Raw genomic sequence first — 19,838 nt, forward strand, 5'->3', positions numbered from 1 at the left:
ATTATATCTGAAAACTTACGTTTTGACAAGGGAAAATTATTTTTTTAAGTAAATTTCATCGATTTCATGGTTCTTTGTTTTATGAAGAATCACTTCCGCACGATTTCTGGTTGGTTCAATATAATTTTGTAGATTTGTGAGATTGATACTAGTCCAGACCTGATGGGCAAAGGATTCTACTTCCCCAATCGGCATTTGAGTAAAACGATAATAGTAGCTATCAGGGTCGTTTTGGGCTAGGCTCAGCATTTTCAAGAAACGATCCAGATACCAACTCTCAATGTCATCCACTGCAGCATCAACATAGATGGAAAAGTCAAAGAAGTCAGTGATATAGAGACGCTCGTTTTGTGGATTCTGAAAGACATTAATCCCCTCAACAATTACAAAGTCAGCAGCTTTGACGCTTTGTTTTTCCTCAGGTACGATGTCGTAGACTTCATGAGAATAGACAGGTATATCTACATCTTGTCCATTTTTGATGCGATCCAAGAAGTTGAGAAGAGCTTCCATATCATAGCTTTCAGGAAATCCCTTACGATTTAAAATCCCTTGCTCAATCAAGGTCTGGTTGGGATAGAGAAAGCCATCAGTTGTTACCAACTCAACCGTAGCATCTGTAAGCGTACGAGACAGTAGGATTTGAAGTAGGCGACTGGTTGTGGATTTTCCAACGGCAACACTACCAGAAACCCCAATGATAAAAGGTTGGGATTTGCTTTCACGTTGAAGGAAAATTCCTTTTGAGAAGGCCAAATCATCCTTGGTACGCTTGTAAATCTGGATGAGATGGGCTAGGGGAAGATAGACATCGGTAACATCCTGCAGGCTAATCTGATCATTAAAACTCTTGATGGATTCTAATTCCTCTTCTGTCAAAGGAGGTGTCGTCTTTCGATGTAAAGATTGCCAAGTCTGGCGGCTGATTTTTTCAAAATGTAAAAATTCGTTGGTCATTTATTTTCCCCTAGATATTTTGTCTATCATACCATAAAAAGCTAAAAAAATAAAGCGGTTTCTTGATGATAGTAAGCTAATATCGTATAATAAAGGTAGATAGAGACTGAACAATTGAATGATGAAGTAGGAGATAGTTTCTGCTGATTTATAAGCTAATAAAGGGGTTTTTTAGTTCACAACTGATAGGAGGTGTACTATGAAAATCTTAAAACGTTACATATTGGAACTCTGTTTTATTTTAAGTTTTGCACTACCTTTTTTAAAAGGAGCGAATGCGGATAATGGTAGACGTTTTGTGGAAACCTATTACGGTTTTACTTTTTTGATGGAACATGCCATTGTAACAGCTGTCTTTATCTGTTCGCTCTTGCTTGCTTTCTTCCTAAAAAAACGGTGGACGAAATGGCTTGCTGCTGGTAGTTATGTCTTTTTAGTCCTATGGATTGCTACAGAGGGTTATTTCTTCCGTATGTCTCTAGAAGATTTGATACGACTTTGGACAAGTTTGGAATTCCTGACAAAAACGTATCAGTTGGGCTTTTATCTAAATATCCTGTTGGGAATCTTGTTGGTAATAAAGTATTTTAAGGTTAAGCAATAGTAATGAAAATGCACTTGATTATAGACAATAAATTTGTTGTTTTATCTTGACTGTGATATTTCTAGTTCTAAAATGCTTTATCATTCATTTATAAGTGTTGAAAGAAATTGAAGAAAAGGTCTTCTTGACTAGCTTTCCTCAGTCTTTTTCGTTTTATTAGCAATTTGTAAACGATTTACAATTTAAGTCAAATTATGGTAAAATAGTTTCATGAGTAAAATGTATTATGCAGAAAATCCTGACGCTGCTCACGACATTCATGAGTTGAGAGTAGAGTTGTTGGGAGAAAAAATGACCTTTTTGACAGATGCGGGTGTTTTTAGTAAGAAAATGGTTGACTTTGGAAGTCAACTCTTGCTCAAGTGTCTAGAGGTTGATGAAGGAGAAACTGTCCTTGATGTAGGCTGTGGTTATGGGCCTTTGGGCTTGTCCTTAGCTAAGGCTTATGGAGTTCAGGCGACCATGGTCGATATTAATAATCGTGCCTTGGATTTGGCACGACAAAATGCTGAACGAAATAAAGTAGAAGCGACTATTTTCCAGTCCAACATCTATGAACAAGTTGAAGGAAAATTTGACCATGTCATTTCCAATCCTCCTATCCGTGCGGGTAAGCAAGTAGTTCATGAAATCATTGAGAAAAGTAAAGATTTCTTGGAAACTGGTGGCGATTTAACAATCGTTATCCAGAAAAAACAAGGGGCTCCAAGTGCTAAGTCCAAGATGGAAGATGTGTTTGGCAATTGTGAAGTCGTAAAAAAAGATAAGGGATACTACATCCTTAGAAGTGTGAAAGAATGAGAGCAGTTGATTTAATCCAAAAAAAACGAGACGGTCAAGAACTGACTTCGAGTGAAATTGAATGGCTAGTTGAAGGCTATGTGTCAGGAACGGTTCCTGATTATCAGATGTCTGCCTTTGCTATGGCTGTTTATTTCAAAGGAATGACAACTCGAGAAATCTCTGATTTGACCATGAAGATGGTCAAGACAGGTCAAGAGTTTGATTTATCCGCTATTGATGGAGTTAAGGTTGACAAGCATTCTACGGGTGGTGTTGGTGATAAGGTGACCTTGATTTTAGCTCCCCTTGTTGCTAGTTTTGGTGTGCCTGTGGCAAAAATGAGTGGTCGAGGTCTCGGCCATACTGGCGGTACAATCGATAAATTGGAGTCCATTAAGGGCTATCAAGTGGAACGAAGTCAAGAGGATTTCATTGCACAAGTGCAGGATATTGGTGTATCTGTCATTGGGCAATCAGACCAGCTGGTCAAAGCAGACAAGCTTCTCTACGCCCTCCGTGACGTGACAGCAACTGTCGACACGATTCCTTTGATTGCGAGTTCTGTCATGAGCAAGAAAATCGCTGCAGGAGCGGATGCTATTTTACTAGACGTGACTGTTGGCGAGGGTGCCTTCATGAAGACTGTTGATGAGGCGCGTGAATTGGCTCAAACCATGGTGGAACTTGGTAAGGCTGTTGGACGGAAGACGGTAGCAGTGATTACGGACATGAGTCAACCTTTGGGACGAGCGATTGGAAATCGCCTTGAAATTCTTGAGGCATTGGATATTTTACAAGGTCAAGGCCGTCAGGATATTACCCACTTCATCTGTGAATTGGCTCAAATTATGCTTGGTTTAGCAAATGTAAACAAGACAGTTGAAGAAGTTCGACAACATCTTGAAAATGGCCAAGCACTGGCTAAGTTTGAGGATATGGTGCAAGCCCAAGGTGGAGACTTGGAAGACCTCTATCGTCCTGTCAATGTGGCCCATGTGGTGGAAATCCCTGCTCAGGAAACGGGTGTCATTTCAGCTCTACCAGCTATGGAATTTGGACTTTATGCTATGAGACTAGGGGCAGGCCGTGCAGTCAAGTCTGATGCCTTGGACTATGAAACAGGAATTGTTTTTGAAAAGAAAGTTGGAGATTCCGTTCAAAAGGGAGAAATTGTTGCAAAAGTATACACAAATGGAAAAATTTCTCCTCAGCTAGTTACAGATTTTCAAAAATATGTTAAAATAAATGACAGGGTGCAAAGTTTACGAGAAATTATAGAAATCATCTCATAAACTGTAGGAGAATCCGAATATGAAATTAAATAAATATATCGATCATACGCTTTTAAAACAAGATGCAACAGAAAATCAAATTGATTGTTTGTTGTCTGAAGCTAGAGAGTATGATTTTGCCAGTGTTTGCGTTAATCCGACCTGGGTTGAACATGCTAAAAAAGGTCTTGAAGACACAGATGTCAAGGTCTGCACAGTAGTAGGTTTCCCCTTGGGAGCAACAACTTCAACTGTGAAAGCTTTTGAAACAAAAGAAGTTATCCAAAATGGTGCAGATGAGATTGATATGGTGATCAATGTTGGAGCTCTCAAATCAGGTAATCTTGATTTGGTTGAGTCGGATATTCGCGCAGTAGTAGAAGCAAGTGGTGACAAGTTAGTGAAAGTCATTATTGAAGCTTGCCTTCTGACAGACCAAGAAAAAGTTGTGGCTTGCCAATTGGCCCAAAAAGCGGGAGCTGATTTTGTTAAAACATCTACTGGCTTTTCAACTGGTGGTGCTACAGTAGCAGATGTTAGATTAATGCGTGAAACAGTTGGACCAGAAATGGGTGTCAAGGCTGCTGGTGGAGCTCGTTCTTATGCAGATGCTCTAGCATTTGTAGAAGCAGGGGCGACCCGTATCGGAACGTCAGCTGGGGTAGCAATTCTAAAAGGAGAATTGGCAGATGGCGACTACTGAGTTGATTGAACTTGCAATTGAAACCAGCAAGAAAGCCTATGTACCCTATTCTCACTTTCCGGTCAGTGCTGTTCTAGTGGCAAAAGATGGTAGTATTTATACAGGTGTCAATATCGAGAATGCTAGTTATTCTTTGACCAACTGTGGAGAACGTACAGCGATTTTTAAAGCAGTTTCTGAAGGCCAAAGAGAATTTTCAGAATTGATTGTCTATGGAGAGACTGAAAAACCAATTTCACCATGTGGCGCTTGTCGCCAAGTGATGGCTGAATTTTTTGAACAAGATCTAAAAGTGACCTTGGTCGCAAAAGATAAATCGACGGTCGAGATGACGGTCGGGGAATTACTTCCATACTCTTTTACAGACTTAAACTAGTCTGAGTCGCTCTCTGAGTGGCACGGTCCTTGTGGCCAACCAATCCATACTTGCAACATCGTTGCACATCTTATTTAGGAGGTTCAGTAATGAACAAGAAACAATGGCTAGGCCTTGGTCTAGTTGCAGTGGCAGCAGTTGGACTTGCTGCATGTGGTAACCGCTCTTCTCGTAACGCAGCTTCATCTTCTGATGTGAAGACAAAAGCAGCAATCGTCACTGATACTGGTGGTGTTGATGACAAATCATTCAACCAATCAGCTTGGGAAGGTTTGCAAGACTGGGGTAAAGAACACAATCTTTCAAAAGATAAAGGTTTCACTTACTTCCAATCAACAAGTGAAGCTGACTATGCTAACAACTTGCAACAAGCGGCTGGAAGTTACAACCTAATCTTCGGTGTTGGTTTTGCCCTTCACAATGCGGTTGAAGAAGCAGCAAAAGACCACTCTGATTTGAACTATGTCTTGATTGATGATGTGATTAAAGATCAAAAGAATGTTGCTAGCGTAACATTTGCTGATAACGAAGCTGCTTACCTTGCGGGAGTTGCAGCGGCTAAAACAACTAAAACAAAACAAGTTGGTTTTGTAGGTGGTATTGAGTCTGAAGTTATCTCACGTTTTGCAGCTGGATTTAAAGCTGGTGTTGAGTCAGTAGATCCATCTATCAAAGTTCAAGTTGACTATGCTGGTTCATTTGGTGATGCTGCTAAAGGTAAAACAATTGCAGCAGCACAATACGCAGCTGGTGCAGACGTTGTTTACCAGGCAGCAGGTGGAACAGGTGCTGGTGTCTTTGCAGAAGCAAAATCACTCAACGAGAGCCGTCCTGAAAGTGAAAAAGTTTGGGTTATCGGTGTTGACCGTGACCAAGAGGCAGAAGGTAAATACACTTCTAAAGATGGTAAAGAATCAAACTTTGTTCTTGTATCTACTTTGAAACAAGTTGGTACAACTGTAAAAGATATTGCTAACAAGGCAGAAAAAGGTGAATTCCCTGGCGGTCAAGTGATCGTTTACTCATTGAAAGATAAAGGGGTTGACTTGGCAGTAACAAACCTTTCAGAAGAAGGTAAAAAAGCTGTCGAAGATGCAAAAGCTAAAATCCTTGATGGAAGCGTAAAAGTTCCTGAAAAATAATGGATGGAAGTCATTTCTTAGGAAGCGGCCCTCGGCCGCTTTTTTAAGAGTTGAGACAAAGTCATTTTGTCTCAGTAAAGCTTGCTACTAGATAAACTAGCAAGTTTTATTGAAATAAAATAAGACTCTGAAAGGAAGAGCACATGGCACACGAAAATGTCATTGAGATGCGTGATATTACCAAGGTGTTTGGTGAATTTGTTGCCAACGACAAAATCAACCTGCACCTACGAAAAGGTGAAATTCATGCACTTTTAGGAGAAAATGGGGCTGGTAAGTCCACGCTCATGAACATGTTAGCAGGGCTTCTTGAACCAACCAGTGGTGAAATTGTGGTCAACGGTCAAGTTGTTAACCTCGATTCACCGTCTAAAGCAGCTAGCTTGGGAATTGGAATGGTTCACCAGCATTTTATGTTGGTAGAAGCCTTCACAGTGGCTGAAAACATCATTTTAGGTAGTGAATTAACTAAAAATGGTGTGCTAGATATTGCTGGAGCTAGCAAAGAAATCAAGGCTCTTTCTGAACGTTATGGCTTAGCGGTTGACCCTTCTGCCAAGATAGCAGATATCTCAGTTGGAGCCCAACAACGTGTAGAAATTTTAAAAACCCTTTATCGGGGGGCTGATATCCTTATCTTTGACGAACCAACGGCTGTCTTGACTCCATCAGAAATTGATGAGTTGATGGCTATTATGAAAAATCTTGTCAAAGAAGGAAAATCAATTATCTTGATTACCCACAAGTTGGATGAGATTCGTGCAGTTTCTGACCGAGTTACAGTTATCCGTCGTGGGAAATCAATTGAAACCGTCGAAATTGTAGGGGCTACCAATGCTGATTTGGCAGAAATGATGGTGGGTCGTTCCGTTTCCTTTAAAACAGAGAAGCAAGCCTCTCAACCAAAAGAAGTGGTCTTGTCTATTAACGACTTGGTGGTCAATGAAAACCGCGGTGTCCCAGCTGTGAAAAATCTATCCTTGGATGTTCGTGCTGGAGAGATTGTTGGTATTGCGGGGATTGATGGAAATGGTCAGTCTGAATTGATTCAAGCAATTACAGGTCTTCGCAAGGTTGAATCTGGTAGCATTGAGCTAAAAGGAAATTCAATTGTAGGCTTGCACCCACGTCAGATTACTGAGTTGAGTGTTGGGCACGTTCCAGAAGACCGTCACCGTGATGGTTTGATTTTGGAAATGATGATTTCTGAAAATATTGCCCTTCAAACCTACTATAAAGAACCACATAGTAAAAATGGAATTTTGAACTATTCAAATATTACTTCTTATGCTAAAAAGTTAATGGAAGAGTTTGATGTTCGTGCTGCCAGTGAATTTGTTCCTGCAGCTGCACTCTCAGGAGGAAATCAACAAAAAGCAATTATTGCTCGTGAAATTGATCGTGATCCTGATCTCCTTATCGTCAGCCAGCCAACTCGTGGGTTGGATGTCGGTGCTATTGAATATATCCACAAACGCTTGATTGAAGAGCGTGATAATGGTAAGGCTGTCCTTGTTGTCAGCTTTGAATTGGATGAGATTTTAAACGTCTCAGACCGTATTGCCGTTATCCACGATGGTAAGATTCAAGGTATTGTATCACCAGAAACAACCAATAAACAAGAACTAGGTGTCTTGATGGCTGGTGGAAACTTGGGAAAGGAGAAGAGTGATGTCTAAAAAATTACAACAAATTTCGGTTCCCTTGATTTCTGTCTTTCTAGGAATTTTGCTCGGAGCCATTGTCATGTGGATCTTCGGTTATGATGCTATTTGGGGCTACGAAGAATTGTTCTATACAGCCTTTGGTAGTCTACGTGGGATTGGAGAAATCTTCCGTGCTATGGGACCTTTGGTCTTGATTGGTCTTGGTTTTGCCGTTGCTAGTCGTGCTGGTTTCTTTAACGTCGGACTTCCTGGTCAGGCTTTGGCAGGTTGGATTCTCAGTGGTTGGTTTGCCTTGTCGCATCCAGATATGCCACGTCCCTTGATGATTCTAGCGACTATCGTGATTGCCTTGATTGCTGGAGGGATTGTCGGAGCGATTCCAGGTATTCTGAGAGCCTATCTAGGGACGTCAGAGGTTATCGTAACCATCATGATGAACTACATCGTCTTGTATGTAGGGAATGCCTTTATTCATGCCTTCCCTAAAGACTTCATGCAAAGTACAGATTCGACGATTCGTGTTGGGGCTAATGCAACCTACCAGACACCTTGGTTGGCTGAGTTGACTGGTAATTCACGGATGAATATTGGTATTTTCTTTGCTCTTATTGCCGTTGCAGTCATTTGGTTTATGCTCAAGAAAACAACCCTTGGTTTTGAAATTCGTGCGGTTGGTCTTAATCCACATGCTTCAGAGTACGCTGGTATTTCTGCCAAACGAACAATTATCCTTTCAATGATTATCTCAGGTGCCTTAGCTGGTCTTGGTGGAGCCGTTGAAGGGTTGGGAACCTTCCAGAACGTCTATGTTCAAGGTGCGTCATTGGCTGTCGGATTTAACGGGATGGCGGTTAGTCTTCTTGCGGCAAATTCACCAATTGGTATTCTCTTTGCAGCCTTCCTATTTGGTGTTCTCCAAGTTGGAGCTCCTGGTATGAATGCGGCGCAGGTACCGTCTGAGCTTGTCAGCATTGTAACAGCGTCTATTATCTTCTTTGTCAGTGTTCATTACCTTATCGAACGCTTTGTCAAACCGAAAAAACAAGTTAAAGGAGGTAAGTAAAGATGTCTATTACAACCTTGCTCACCCTCTTGGTGTCTTCTATGCTGATTTACTCAGCACCCCTAATCTTTACAAGTATTGGCGGTGTTTTCTCTGAACGTGGTGGTGTGGTAAACGTCGGCCTTGAAGGAATTATGGTTATGGGTGCCTTTTCTGGAGTTGTCTTTAACCTTGAATTTGCAGAACAATTTGGAGCAGCAACTCCATGGCTATCTTTGCTTGTAGCAGGATTGGTAGGGGGAATCTTTTCTATCATCCACGCAGCAGCCACGGTTCATTTCCGTGCAGACCATGTTGTCAGTGGTACGGTATTGAACTTGATGGCGCCCGCTTTAGCAGTCTTTTTGGTCAAAGTTCTTTATAACAAAGGACAAACAGATAACTTAACCCAGACTTTTGGACGTTTTGACTTCCCAGTCTTGGCAAATATCCCAGTTATCGGTGATATCTTCTTCAAGTCAACTAGTTTACTTGGTTATCTGGCCATTGCCTTCTCATTCCTTGCTTGGTTTATCCTCTTCAAGACTCGATTTGGTCTTCGTCTCCGCTCTGTAGGTGAGCACCCTCAAGCAGCGGACACGTTGGGAATCAATGTCTACAAGATGAGATATTTAGGGGTTATCATTTCAGGTTTCCTAGGTGGAATTGGCGGAGCGATTTATGCTCAATCCATCTCAGTTAACTTCTCAGTGACAACTATTGTTGGACCTGGATTTATCGCTCTTGCTGCGATGATCTTCGGAAAATGGAATCCAATCGGAGCCATGCTATCTAGTCTCTTCTTTGGACTTTCACAAAGTTTGGCTGTTATCGGATCTCAATTGCCATTCCTACAAGGAGTTCCTGCGGTTTACCTTCAAATCGCACCTTATGTTTTGACAATTCTAGTCTTGGCAGCCTTCTTTGGAAAAGCAGTCGCACCAAAAGCAGATGGTATCAACTATATCAAATCAAAATAAGCATACAAAAAAACGTCAGTATAGAACTGGCGTTTTATTTTTTAGGATTCTGATGGGTTAAGTTCAGTCCCCAAGGGACAAGATTTTCAGTCTTATTCTGGATACGTGTGATATTATCCTTATGCCGAATGATAATCAAACTAGCAAGTGCTAGGATAATAGCGATGAAGAGAGGGTCGTAGTTACTCAGGATAAAACCAAAAAGCGGAAAGAGTAGAACTCCGATGACGGCTGCGATAGATGCTGTGACACTAGACAGTGAAATCATACTACCAAGATAGAGGGTTCCAAAGAAAACAACTGCTAGGTAGAGACAGAAGACAGGTGCAAATCCGAAAATCACTCCCGCACTGGTTGCGACAGCCTTGCCACCCTTAAATCCTGCAAAGATAGGGAAGGTATGTCCAATGACAGCCAAAAGTCCAAAGATGAGAGGCGAAACGCCTTGAAGATGAAACATAATCGGAAGTAGCGTTGCTAGAGTCCCTTTGAAAAAGTCAATCACAAAGGTTGCCATCCCTGCTTTCTTTCCTAAGATGCGGAAGGTATTGGTTGTCCCTGTGTTACCAGAACCATGCTCGCGCAGATTGATTTGAAAGAATATTTGTCCAATCCAGAGACCAGACGGAATCGAACCCAGCAGATAGGCTAGGATTAATAAAACTATTGTAATCATACTCCTATTATATCATGAATTGGGAAAGAAAGGCAGAGAATCTCTTCTGAAATTGTCACATCGGAGAAAGAAAAATTTTGCAAAATCCTTGGAAAACCTGTAGAATAGTAAAGATGAACGAATAGGAGGTTCCTTGTGTCAAAAAAGGAAATCAATATTAACAATTATAATGATGACGCCATTCAGGTGCTAGAAGGGTTGGATGCGGTTCGAAAACGTCCAGGGATGTATATCGGATCGACTGATGGTGCTGGTCTCCATCACCTCGTCTGGGAAATCGTCGACAATGCAGTCGATGAGGCCTTGTCTGGATTTGGTGACCGTATTGATGTCACCATCAATAAAGATGGGAGTTTGACTGTGCAAGACCATGGTCGTGGGATGCCGACGGGTATGCACGCTATGGGAATTCCAACAGTTGAGGTTATCTTTACCATTCTTCATGCCGGAGGGAAATTCGGTCAAGGTGGCTACAAGACATCTGGTGGTCTGCACGGGGTTGGTTCTTCCGTTGTTAACGCTCTTTCTAGTTGGTTGGAAGTTGAGATCACCCGTGATGGTGCAGTCTACAAGCAACGTTTTGAAAATGGTGGAAAACCTGTCACGACCTTGAAGAAAATCGGTACAGCGCCTAAGTCTAAGACAGGTACCAAGGTTACGTTTATGCCTGATGCGACTATCTTTTCTACGACAGATTTCAAGTACAATACCATTTCAGAGCGCCTCAATGAATCAGCTTTTCTCTTAAAAAATGTGACCTTGTCTTTGACAGATAAGCGAACAGATGAAGCAATTGAGTTCCACTATGAGAATGGGGTACAAGACTTTGTTTCTTATCTGAACGAAGACAAGGAAACCTTGACGCCAGTCCTTTACTTTGAAGGGGAAGACAATGGTTTCCAAGTGGAAGTAGCTCTCCAGTATAATGACGGATTTTCAGATAACATCTTGTCCTTTGTCAATAACGTTCGCACCAAGGATGGTGGAACACATGAGACAGGACTCAAGTCTGCTATCACTAAGGTCATGAATGACTACGCGCGTAAGACAGGTCTTCTCAAGGAAAAAGATAAAAACCTTGAAGGCTCAGACTATCGTGAGGGACTAGCGGCCGTTCTTTCTATTCTTGTTCCTGAAGAACACCTTCAGTTTGAAGGTCAGACTAAGGATAAACTAGGCAGTCCACTAGCTCGACCAGTTGTTGATGGGATTGTAGCTGATAAGTTGACCTTCTTCCTTATGGAAAATGGTGAATTGGCTTCTAACCTCATCCGCAAGGCTATCAAGGCGCGTGATGCTCGCGAAGCGGCACGTAAGGCGCGTGATGAGAGCCGGAATGGTAAGAAAAATAAAAAAGACAAGGGCTTATTGTCTGGAAAATTGACCCCAGCCCAATCTAAGAATCCTGCTAAGAATGAACTCTATCTGGTTGAGGGGGACTCTGCCGGTGGCTCTGCCAAACAAGGCCGTGACCGTAAATTTCAGGCTATCCTACCTCTTCGTGGTAAGGTTATCAATACAGCCAAGGCCAAGATGGCGGATATCCTCAAAAATGAAGAAATCAACACTATGATTTATACCATTGGTGCGGGTGTTGGAGCAGATTTTTCTATTGAGGATGCCAACTATGACAAGATTATTATTATGACCGATGCGGATACTGACGGTGCTCATATCCAGACCTTGCTCTTGACATTTTTTTACCGTTACATGCGTCCGCTAGTCGAGGCAGGACATGTCTATATCGCCCTTCCACCTCTTTACAAGATGTCCAAAGGAAAAGGCAAGAAAGAAGAAGTGGCTTATGCTTGGACGGATGGTGAGCTAGAAGAACTCCGCAAGCAGTTTGGTAAAGGTGCTACCCTTCAACGATATAAAGGTCTCGGTGAGATGAATGCGGACCAACTCTGGGAGACAACCATGAATCCAGAAACTCGAACTCTCATTCGTGTCACGATTGAAGACTTAGCACGCGCAGAACGTCGTGTCAATGTCCTCATGGGAGATAAAGTAGAACCACGTCGTAAGTGGATCGAAGACAATGTCAAGTTTACGCTGGAAGAAGCGACAGTGTTTTAAGTCACTTTTTAATGAATGGGTATTGACATGAGAACTGAAACAGAAATGCTCGATGTAATTTTACAAACTGCTAAAAACTTAAAAGTAGAAGCTGTGGCCATGTCTGGTTCACGGATAAACCCAAAGGCCCCAAAAGATGAATTTCAAGACTATGACGTGGTCTATGTCGTGGATGATTTAGATAATCTGACGAGCGACCTTTCTTGGTTGGAGCAGTTTGGCAAACGCATTATCGAGCAAGAGGTTAGATTGGGACATCGCCGTTTATTTCTTATGCTCTTTGAGGATGGTAACCGCATTGATTTGACCCTCTGCCCCAAAGAGCATATCAAGGAGTGGGTGGATAGTGAGGCAGGATTCACTGTTTTGGAAGACCCAGAACATTTATTTGAACCCTATTCCCCAAATCTAGAGCGTTTCTGGATACATCAAGCTAGTGAGACGGATTTTAAAAATTCTTGCAATGAATTTTGGTGGGTATCAGCCTACGTGATCAAAGGAATTTATCGAAAGCAACTTATCTATGCGACCGACCATCTCTACGGTATTTGTCAACAAGAACTCTTGAAGGTCTTGACTTGGCAAGTGGTAAGTGACAGGGGAAAGGTCGACATTGGAAAGAATTATAAGTATCTCTTTAACTATTTACCTGATGAGAAAGAGAAGGAATTCTTTGCTCTACTTGATTTTTCAAGTATAGAGAAACTTACTCAGTCTTTGTTTGCTACGATGCAACTTTTTCATCAAGAAGCTCAATTCTTTGCTCAAAAGATGGGTTTTGACTATGATACGGAAGTGGCTGAGAATATGATTGAGTATGCTGAGGAAAGAGTGAAGAAGTTTGGGAATAACTAGAAAAATGAAAAAGCGAGAGGAGAAGACTCATGATTGAAAAAGTGGAACGCCTCATTACAGAGGTTAATCGTATTCATAGAGAATATTCTAAAGATTATTTTGAAACGGGTAAGGTGGAAAAAATCAATCTCAAGCATACATTTTCAAAAGTTCCGACTAAAGCGATTTTGGCCTACCGTCTGAATTTACATGAGTCAATTAATGATTATCTGATGAAAGCGGATGTCCAAGATATTGCCTATGTTTATCGTGTCAAAACTTCTGAGTCTATTTTAGATAAAATTACACGTTTTTCAGAGCGTCAAGAGGGCTATCCTGTGAATTCAATTCTTAATGATATTTTTGGTGCTCGTATGATTTTAAGTTCCAAAGAGATAGCTCAAGTCATGGATAAATTAGATGATTGGCAAGAGATTTACGGACTAAAAAACTGGTATTTACGTGATAAAGATGGCTATGTCGGCATTCATATCTATTTTAAAAATAAAAGTAATTTTTATTACCCATGGGAACTCCAACTTTGGGATAAGAAAGATGTAGATAGTAATATTGCCAGCCATATCAAATATAAACGAGGATTTGTGGAGTAGACATTTCAAGTGGAAATGACGATACAGGAATTGGATGAAACTCACTTACTCTATATTTTTTCTTTTTCCATAATATTTACTCTCCATTCTTCGAAAGGAGTTGAACACGCCCTAAATGCTATGCGAAAACTCCTTATTACTAACTGAAGCAACAAATTTTAAATACTTTAAACTACAGAAAGGATAGTTTAGTTACTTATCGTAACTGAACACGGGACTAAGACTTAAGAAAAAAGAGAAATCGACTTGGGTTCATAGAACCTTACATCGATTTCCTATTTTTCTACAGAAATTTTCGGCAAGCCGAATTGTCCCTTTGTATCTTATGTCTAACATTCAAAACATGTCCCTGGAGGACATTATGGGAGAGCGCTTTGGTCGCTACTCCAAGTACATTATTCAAGACCGGGCTTTGCCAGATATTCGTGATGGCTTGAAGCCGGTTCAGCGACGTATTCTTTATTCTATGAATAAGGATGGTAATACCTTTGACAAGAGCTACCGTAAGTCGGCCAAGTCTGTAGGGAATATCATGGGGAATTTCCACCCACACGGTGACAGTTCCATCTATGATGCCATGGTCCGTATGTCTCAGGACTGGAAAAATCGTGAGATTCTAGTTGAAATGCACGGTAATAACGGTTCTATGGATGGAGATCCGCCTGCGGCTATGCGTTATACTGAGGCGCGTTTGTCTGAGATTGCAGGCTATCTTCTTCAGGATATCGATAAAAAGACCGTTCCTTTTGCTTGGAATTTTGACGATACCGAGAAAGAACCAACTGTCTTACCAGCAGCCTTTCCAAATCTCTTGGTAAATGGATCGACTGGTATTTCGGCTGGTTATGCCACGGATATTCCACCACATAATTTAGCTGAGGTCATCGATGCGGCGGTTTATATGATTGACCACCCAACTGCAAAGGTTGATAAACTCATGGAATTCCTACCTGGACCAGACTTCCCGACTGGAGGGATTATCCAGGGTCGTAATGAAATCAAGAAGGCCTATGAAACTGGGAAAGGGCGCGTAGTTGTTCGTTCCAAGACGGAGATTGAAAAGCTAAAAGGTGGTAAGGAACAAATTGTTATTACTGAGATTCCTTATGAAATCAACAAGGCCAATCTAGTCAAGAAAATCGATGATGTTCGTGTCAATAACAAGGTAGCTGGGATTGCTGAGGTTCGGGACGAATCTGACCGTGACGGTCTTCGTATCGCTATCGAACTCAAGAAAGACGCCAATACGGAGCTGGTTCTTAACTATCTCTTTAAGTACACAGACCTGCAAATCAACTATAACTTTAATATGGTGGCGATTGATAATTTCACACCTCGTCAGGTTGGGATTGTCCCAATCTTGTCCAGCTATATCGCCCACCGCCGTGAAGTCATTTTGGCGCGTTCACGCTTTGACAAAGAAAAGGCTGAGAAACGTCTCCATATTGTCGAAGGTTTGATTCGTGTGATTTCGATTTTAGACGAAGTCATTGCCCTTATCCGTTCATCCGAGAATAAGGCTGACGCCAAGGAAAACCTCAAGGTCAGCTATGATTTTACAGAGGAGCAGGCTGAGGCTATCGTAACCTTGCAACTTTACCGTTTGACCAATACAGATGTGGTTGTCTTGCAGGAAGAAGAAGCAGAACTTCGTGAGAAGATTGCTATGCTGGCGGCTATTATTGGTGATGAACGAACTATGTACAATCTCATGAAGAAAGAGCTTCGTGAGGTTAAAAAGAAATTTGCGACTCCGCGTTTGAGCACTTTAGAAGACACTGCGAAAGCAATCGAGATTGATACAGCTAGTCTGATCGCTGAGGAAGATACCTATGTCAGCGTGACCAAGGCAGGTTACATCAAGCGTACCAGCCCGCGTTCTTTTGCAGCTTCAACGCTAGAGGAAATTGGCAAACGTGATGATGACCGTTTGATTTTTGTACAAGCTGCCAAGACAACCCAGCATCTTTTGATGTTCACGACTCTTGGAAATGTCATTTATCGACCAATCCATGAATTGGCAGACATTCGCTGGAAAGACATCGGAGAGCATCTGAGCCAAACCATTACAAACTTTGAAACTAACGAAGAAATCCTTTATGTGGAAGTACTGGATCAGTTTGATGATGCGACAACCTACTTTACTGCAACTCGTCTCGGTCAAATTAAACGGGTAGAACGCAAAGAATTCTCTCCATGGCGAACCTACAAGTCTAAGTCTGTCAAGTATGCTAAGCTCAAAGACGAGACAGACCAGATTGTAGCAGTGGCTCCGATTAAACTAGATGATGTTCTTTTGATTAGCCAAAATGGTTATGCCCTTCGTTTCAATATTGAAGAGGTTCCGGTTGTTGGTGCCAAGGCTGCAGGTGTCAAAGCTATGAACCTGAAAGCAGATGATGTCCTCCAATCCGCCTTTATCTGTAACACCTCATCCTTCTACCTCTTGACCCAACGTGGAAGTTTGAAACGTGTTTCTATTGACGAAATTCCGGCAACCAGCCGTTCCAAACGTGGCTTACAAGTCTTGCGTGAGTTGAAAAACAAACCGCATCGTGTCTTCTTGGCAGGAGCGGTTGCAGAACAAGGCTTTATTGGTGATCTCTTCAGTACAGAAGTGGAAGAGAACGACCAAACTCTGCTTGTTCAATCCAACAAAGGAACAATCTATGAAAGCCGATTGCAAGACTTGAACCTGTCAGAACGAACCAGCAACGGAAGCTTCATTTCTGATACGATTTCAGATGAAGAAGTTTTTGACGCTTATCTTAAAGAAATATTTACTGAAGCTAAATAAGTGAAATGAAGAATCAGTTCTAAGAGCTGGTTCTTTTTATTGAAGAAATTTTCTGAAAATTACAAAATATACTTGCTATTTTAGAAAAATAGTGTAGAATAAAAGAAATAGGTTTTTAGAATAAGGAGTGGAATATGACAGTAACGATTGATTGGGAAAATCTCGGTTTTTCCTATATGAAATTACCTTATCGCTATATTGCTCATTTTAAAAATGGACAATGGAATCAAGGAGAACTTACAGAAGATGCAACCTTGCATATTTCAGAGTCTTCTCCAAGTCTTCACTATGGTCAACAAGCCTTTGAAGGTTTGAAAGCTTACCGTACTAAGGATGGTAGTGTTCAACTTTTCCGTCCTGACGAAAATGCTAAACGCCTGCAACGTACTTGTGATCGTCTCTTGATGCCACAAGTTCCGACAGAAATGTTTGTAGAAGCTTGTAAGGCAGTTGTTCGTGCGAATGAAGAATACGTACCACCATACGGAACAGGTGGAACCCTTTATCTTCGTCCTCTTTTGATTGGAGTAGGAGATATTATCGGAGTAAAACCAGCAGAAGAGTACATTTTCACTATCTTTGCCATGCCAGTTGGTAATTACTTTAAAGGCGGTTTGGTCCCAACCAACTTCTTGATTCAGGATGAATACGACCGTGCCGCTCCAAATGGTACAGGTGCGGCTAAGGTTGGTGGAAACTATGCTGCAAGTCTCTTGCCAGGGAAATTGGCCAAGTCACGTCATTTCTCAGATGTTATCTATCTAGACCCATCAACTCATACAAAGATTGAAGAAGTCGGATCAGCTAACTTTTTTGGGATTACAGCTGATAATGAATTTGTAACACCATTGAGTCCATCTATCTTGCCATCTATTACCAAGTATTCCTTGCTTTACTTAGCAGAACATCGCTTGGGCTTAACTCCTATTGAGGGGGATGTCCCAATTGATAATCTTGACCGTTTTGTAGAGGCAGGTGCCTGTGGTACAGCAGCAGTTATTTCTCCAATTGGTGGAATTCAGCACGGTGATGATTTCCATGTTTTCTATAGTGAAACAGAAGTAGGTCCTGTGACTCGTAAACTCTATGATGAATTGACAGGTATTCAGTTTGGTGATATTGAAGCGCCAGAAGGTTGGATTGTAAAAGTAGATTAAAATTAACTAAAGGAGATTTTTATGAAATCGAAAAAATGGCTCTTAACAGCAGGAGTGGTCCTGAGCACAACAGCTCTTTTAGTGGCTTGTGGAAAAGCTGATAAAGAAGCAGATGCACCGACAACATTTTCATATGTCTATGCAGTAGATCCAGCATCTTTGGATTATAGTATAGCGACTCGTACATCTACAACAGATGTCATCGGGAATGTGGTGGATGGTTTGATGGAAAATGACCAGTACGGGAATGTTATTCCTTCCTTGGCTGAAGATTGGTCTGTCTCAAAAGATGGTTTGACTTATACCTATAAACTTCGTAAAGGAGTTAAATGGTACACTTCAGAAGGCGAAGAATACGCAGAAGTAACAGCCCATGACTTTGTGACAGGACTAAAACACGTAGCTGACGGCAAGTCAGACGGTGTCTCTCTCATCCAAAATTCAATCAAGGGCTTGGATGCCTACATGACTGGTGAGACCAATGATTTCTCTACAGTTGGTGTCAAGGCCTTGGACGATTACACAGTTGAATATACCCTAAACAAACCAGAAAGTTTCTGGAACTCTAAAGTCACCACAGCAACGATGTTGCCTGTAAATGAAGAGTTTTTGAAGGCATCAGGTAAAGATTATGGAGCAGTTACTCCAGCAGGGATTCTTTACAATGGTCCTTATATCTTGAAGACCTTGACTTCTAAATCGTTGATCGAATACGAGAAAAATCCAAACTACTGGGATAAAGAAAAGGTAAAAATTGAAAAGGTCAAATTGACTTACTACGATGGTTCTGATCAGGAATCGTTGATTCGTAGCTTCTCTTCAGGTGCCTATACGACAGCCCGTCTCTTCCCAAGTAGCTCAAACTTTGCTTCAACTTTGGAACAATACGGAGATAAAATCACTTATAGCCCACAGGACTCAAGTAGTTATTACTTCACCTTTAACGTAAATCGTCAATCATATAATAAAACTGCGAAAACAAGTGAAGAGCAAAAGACTTCTACTAAAGAAGCTATGCTTAATAAGGACTTCCGTCAGGCTATCAACTTTGCCTTCAACCGCCATTCTTATGCTGCCCAGCTAAATGGTGAAGACGGTGCGGACAAGATTATTCGTAACAGCCTCGTTCCTGACAACTTTGTACAAGCAGGTGGTAAAAACTTTGGTCAAATCGCTCAAGCAGAGTTGGTGAACTATGGTGACCAATGGAAAGATGTTGAGCTAGTTGACGGTAAGGATTCTATCTACAATCCTGACAAGGCTAAAGCTGCTTTCGAAAAAGCTAAGAAAGACTTGGAATCTAAAGGGGTAACATTCCCAATTCACTTGGATGTCCCAGTTGAACAAACAGATACCATCGCCGTTCAACAAAGCAACTCTTTCAAACAGTCTATTGAATCAACTCTTGGTGCTGAAAATGTTGTTATCGACGTTCTTCAAATGACAGATAATGAAAAGGAAACAATCACTTCTCAAGCGCGTGTTCCTTCTCAAAAAGATTATGATTTGAACAGTACAGGATGGGCTCCAAGCTATCAAGACCCAGCATCTTACTTGAATATCATGGATCCTAAATCAGGTTCTGCTATGAAACACCTTGGTATTACTAAAGGGAAAGATAAGGATGTTGTAGCTAAACTTGGTTTGGACCAATATAAGAAATTATTGGATGATGCAGATTCAGAAACTACAAATCTTGAAGAACGCTATGAAAAATATGCCAAGGCTCAAGCTTGGTTGACAGATAGTTCATTATTGATGCCAACAGCCTCATCTGGTGGTTCTCCAGTTGTAAGTAATGTCGTGCCATTCTCAAAACCATACTCACAAGTTGGTATTAAGGGTGACCCATATATCTTTAAAGGAATGAAATTGCAAAAAGATATTGTTACAACAAAAGAATATGAAGAAGCACTGAAAAAATGGCAAAAAGAAAAATTGGAATCAAATGGTAAGTACCAAAAAGAACTAGAAAAACATATTAAATAAAGCAGAAAACTTTATATCAGACGGTAAATTCGCAAACTAAGTTCCACCGCTAGTAGAAGTGGAAGTTAGTCTGATAAAAATCCTAAAAACCAGTGGAAATCCGTGTCAGGGTAAGTTCCACTGGTTTTACTAATGCTTGATTTCATCGCTTTTGTAACCAAAAGGAATCG

At 41.2% G+C, this 19,838-nt stretch carries 17 protein-coding genes; 15 read left to right on the forward strand and 2 right to left on the reverse strand.

All coding sequences use genetic code 11. From position 1 onward, the window contains the following. Window positions 1-36: 36 nt before the first annotated feature. Window positions 37-957: a type I pantothenate kinase gene (gene coaA, locus NMM26_RS03980; protein WP_049501762.1), complete on the reverse strand. Its 921-nt coding sequence runs from the start codon at window positions 955-957 to the stop codon at window positions 37-39. A 199-nt stretch (window positions 958-1,156) separates the two neighbouring features. On the opposite strand from coaA, the gene NMM26_RS03985 reads away from it, so the two are divergent. The 9 genes from NMM26_RS03985 (at window position 1,157) to NMM26_RS04025 (ending at window position 9,525) form a co-directional block, all read left to right on the forward strand. Further along, window positions 1,157-1,561 carry a hypothetical protein gene (locus tag NMM26_RS03985; protein WP_254753704.1) on the forward strand — a complete coding sequence of 135 codons (405 nt, stop codon included), beginning with the start codon at window positions 1,157-1,159 and terminating at the stop codon, window positions 1,559-1,561. Window positions 1,562-1,771: 210 nt separating this feature from the next. Beyond that, window positions 1,772-2,362 (forward strand): class I SAM-dependent methyltransferase, encoded by a 591-nt coding sequence (locus NMM26_RS03990; RefSeq protein ID WP_302850819.1) that lies wholly within the window; start codon window positions 1,772-1,774, stop codon window positions 2,360-2,362. Next, window positions 2,359-3,636: a pyrimidine-nucleoside phosphorylase gene (locus NMM26_RS03995; RefSeq protein WP_254753703.1), complete on the forward strand. Its 1,278-nt coding sequence runs from the start codon at window positions 2,359-2,361 to the stop codon at window positions 3,634-3,636. The genes NMM26_RS03990 and NMM26_RS03995 overlap by 4 nt, the downstream gene beginning before the upstream one ends. 19 nt (window positions 3,637-3,655) lie before the next feature. Continuing rightward, on the forward strand, window positions 3,656-4,318 hold the full coding sequence (deoC, locus tag NMM26_RS04000; protein ID WP_084928612.1) for a deoxyribose-phosphate aldolase: 663 nt from the start codon (window positions 3,656-3,658) through the stop codon (window positions 4,316-4,318). Continuing rightward, a complete protein-coding gene (locus NMM26_RS04005) occupies window positions 4,305-4,694 on the forward strand; it encodes a cytidine deaminase (protein ID WP_000246103.1) in 390 nt (129 codons plus the stop codon). Before deoC ends, NMM26_RS04005 begins: the two co-directional genes overlap by 14 nt. Window positions 4,695-4,783: 89 nt before the next feature. Further along, window positions 4,784-5,836 carry a BMP family protein gene (locus NMM26_RS04010; RefSeq protein ID WP_001036135.1) on the forward strand — a complete coding sequence of 351 codons (1,053 nt, stop codon included), beginning with the start codon at window positions 4,784-4,786 and terminating at the stop codon, window positions 5,834-5,836. A gap of 143 nt (window positions 5,837-5,979) precedes the next feature. Then, window positions 5,980-7,515, forward strand: coding sequence for an ABC transporter ATP-binding protein (locus NMM26_RS04015; protein ID WP_254753702.1), 1,536 nt, complete (start codon window positions 5,980-5,982; stop codon window positions 7,513-7,515). Then, complete coding sequence (locus tag NMM26_RS04020) at window positions 7,508-8,566, forward strand: ABC transporter permease (protein ID WP_033683459.1); 1,059 nt, start codon at window positions 7,508-7,510, stop codon at window positions 8,564-8,566. The genes NMM26_RS04015 and NMM26_RS04020 overlap by 8 nt, the downstream gene beginning before the upstream one ends. Before the next feature lie 2 nt (window positions 8,567-8,568). Next, window positions 8,569-9,525 carry an ABC transporter permease gene (locus NMM26_RS04025; RefSeq protein WP_084927500.1) on the forward strand — a complete coding sequence of 319 codons (957 nt, stop codon included), beginning with the start codon at window positions 8,569-8,571 and terminating at the stop codon, window positions 9,523-9,525. Window positions 9,526-9,559: 34 nt separating this feature from the next. On the opposite strand, the gene plsY is transcribed toward NMM26_RS04025, so the two are convergent. Further along, on the reverse strand, window positions 9,560-10,201 hold the full coding sequence (plsY, locus tag NMM26_RS04030) for a glycerol-3-phosphate 1-O-acyltransferase PlsY (protein WP_084927502.1): 642 nt from the start codon (window positions 10,199-10,201) through the stop codon (window positions 9,560-9,562). Between the two features lie 135 nt (window positions 10,202-10,336). Between plsY and parE the strand changes: the two genes are divergently transcribed. From parE to NMM26_RS04060, 6 genes are all read left to right on the forward strand, one after another. Next, window positions 10,337-12,280, forward strand: a complete 1,944-nt coding sequence (gene parE, locus NMM26_RS04035; RefSeq protein ID WP_254753701.1) for a DNA topoisomerase IV subunit B — start codon at window positions 10,337-10,339, stop codon at window positions 12,278-12,280. A gap of 27 nt (window positions 12,281-12,307) precedes the next feature. Then, window positions 12,308-13,135 carry an aminoglycoside 6-adenylyltransferase gene (locus tag NMM26_RS04040; RefSeq protein WP_254753700.1) on the forward strand — a complete coding sequence of 276 codons (828 nt, stop codon included), beginning with the start codon at window positions 12,308-12,310 and terminating at the stop codon, window positions 13,133-13,135. A gap of 29 nt (window positions 13,136-13,164) precedes the next feature. Further along, window positions 13,165-13,725 (forward strand): GTP pyrophosphokinase, encoded by a 561-nt coding sequence (locus tag NMM26_RS04045; RefSeq protein ID WP_254753699.1) that lies wholly within the window; start codon window positions 13,165-13,167, stop codon window positions 13,723-13,725. Between the two features lie 325 nt (window positions 13,726-14,050). Next, window positions 14,051-16,522, forward strand: coding sequence for a DNA topoisomerase IV subunit A (parC, locus tag NMM26_RS04050; protein WP_254753698.1), 2,472 nt, complete (start codon window positions 14,051-14,053; stop codon window positions 16,520-16,522). A gap of 134 nt (window positions 16,523-16,656) precedes the next feature. Further along, a complete protein-coding gene (locus tag NMM26_RS04055) occupies window positions 16,657-17,679 on the forward strand; it encodes a branched-chain amino acid aminotransferase (protein WP_033681953.1) in 1,023 nt (340 codons plus the stop codon). A 21-nt stretch (window positions 17,680-17,700) separates the two neighbouring features. Further along, window positions 17,701-19,668: a peptide ABC transporter substrate-binding protein gene (locus NMM26_RS04060; protein ID WP_000837410.1), complete on the forward strand. Its 1,968-nt coding sequence runs from the start codon at window positions 17,701-17,703 to the stop codon at window positions 19,666-19,668. The last annotated feature ends 170 nt before the right edge of the window (window positions 19,669-19,838 follow it).

This window comes from Streptococcus sp. CF7_Ac1-8 (assembly GCF_024295435.1).
GTDB classification, from domain to species: Bacteria; Bacillota; Bacilli; order Lactobacillales; family Streptococcaceae; genus Streptococcus; species Streptococcus mitis_AP.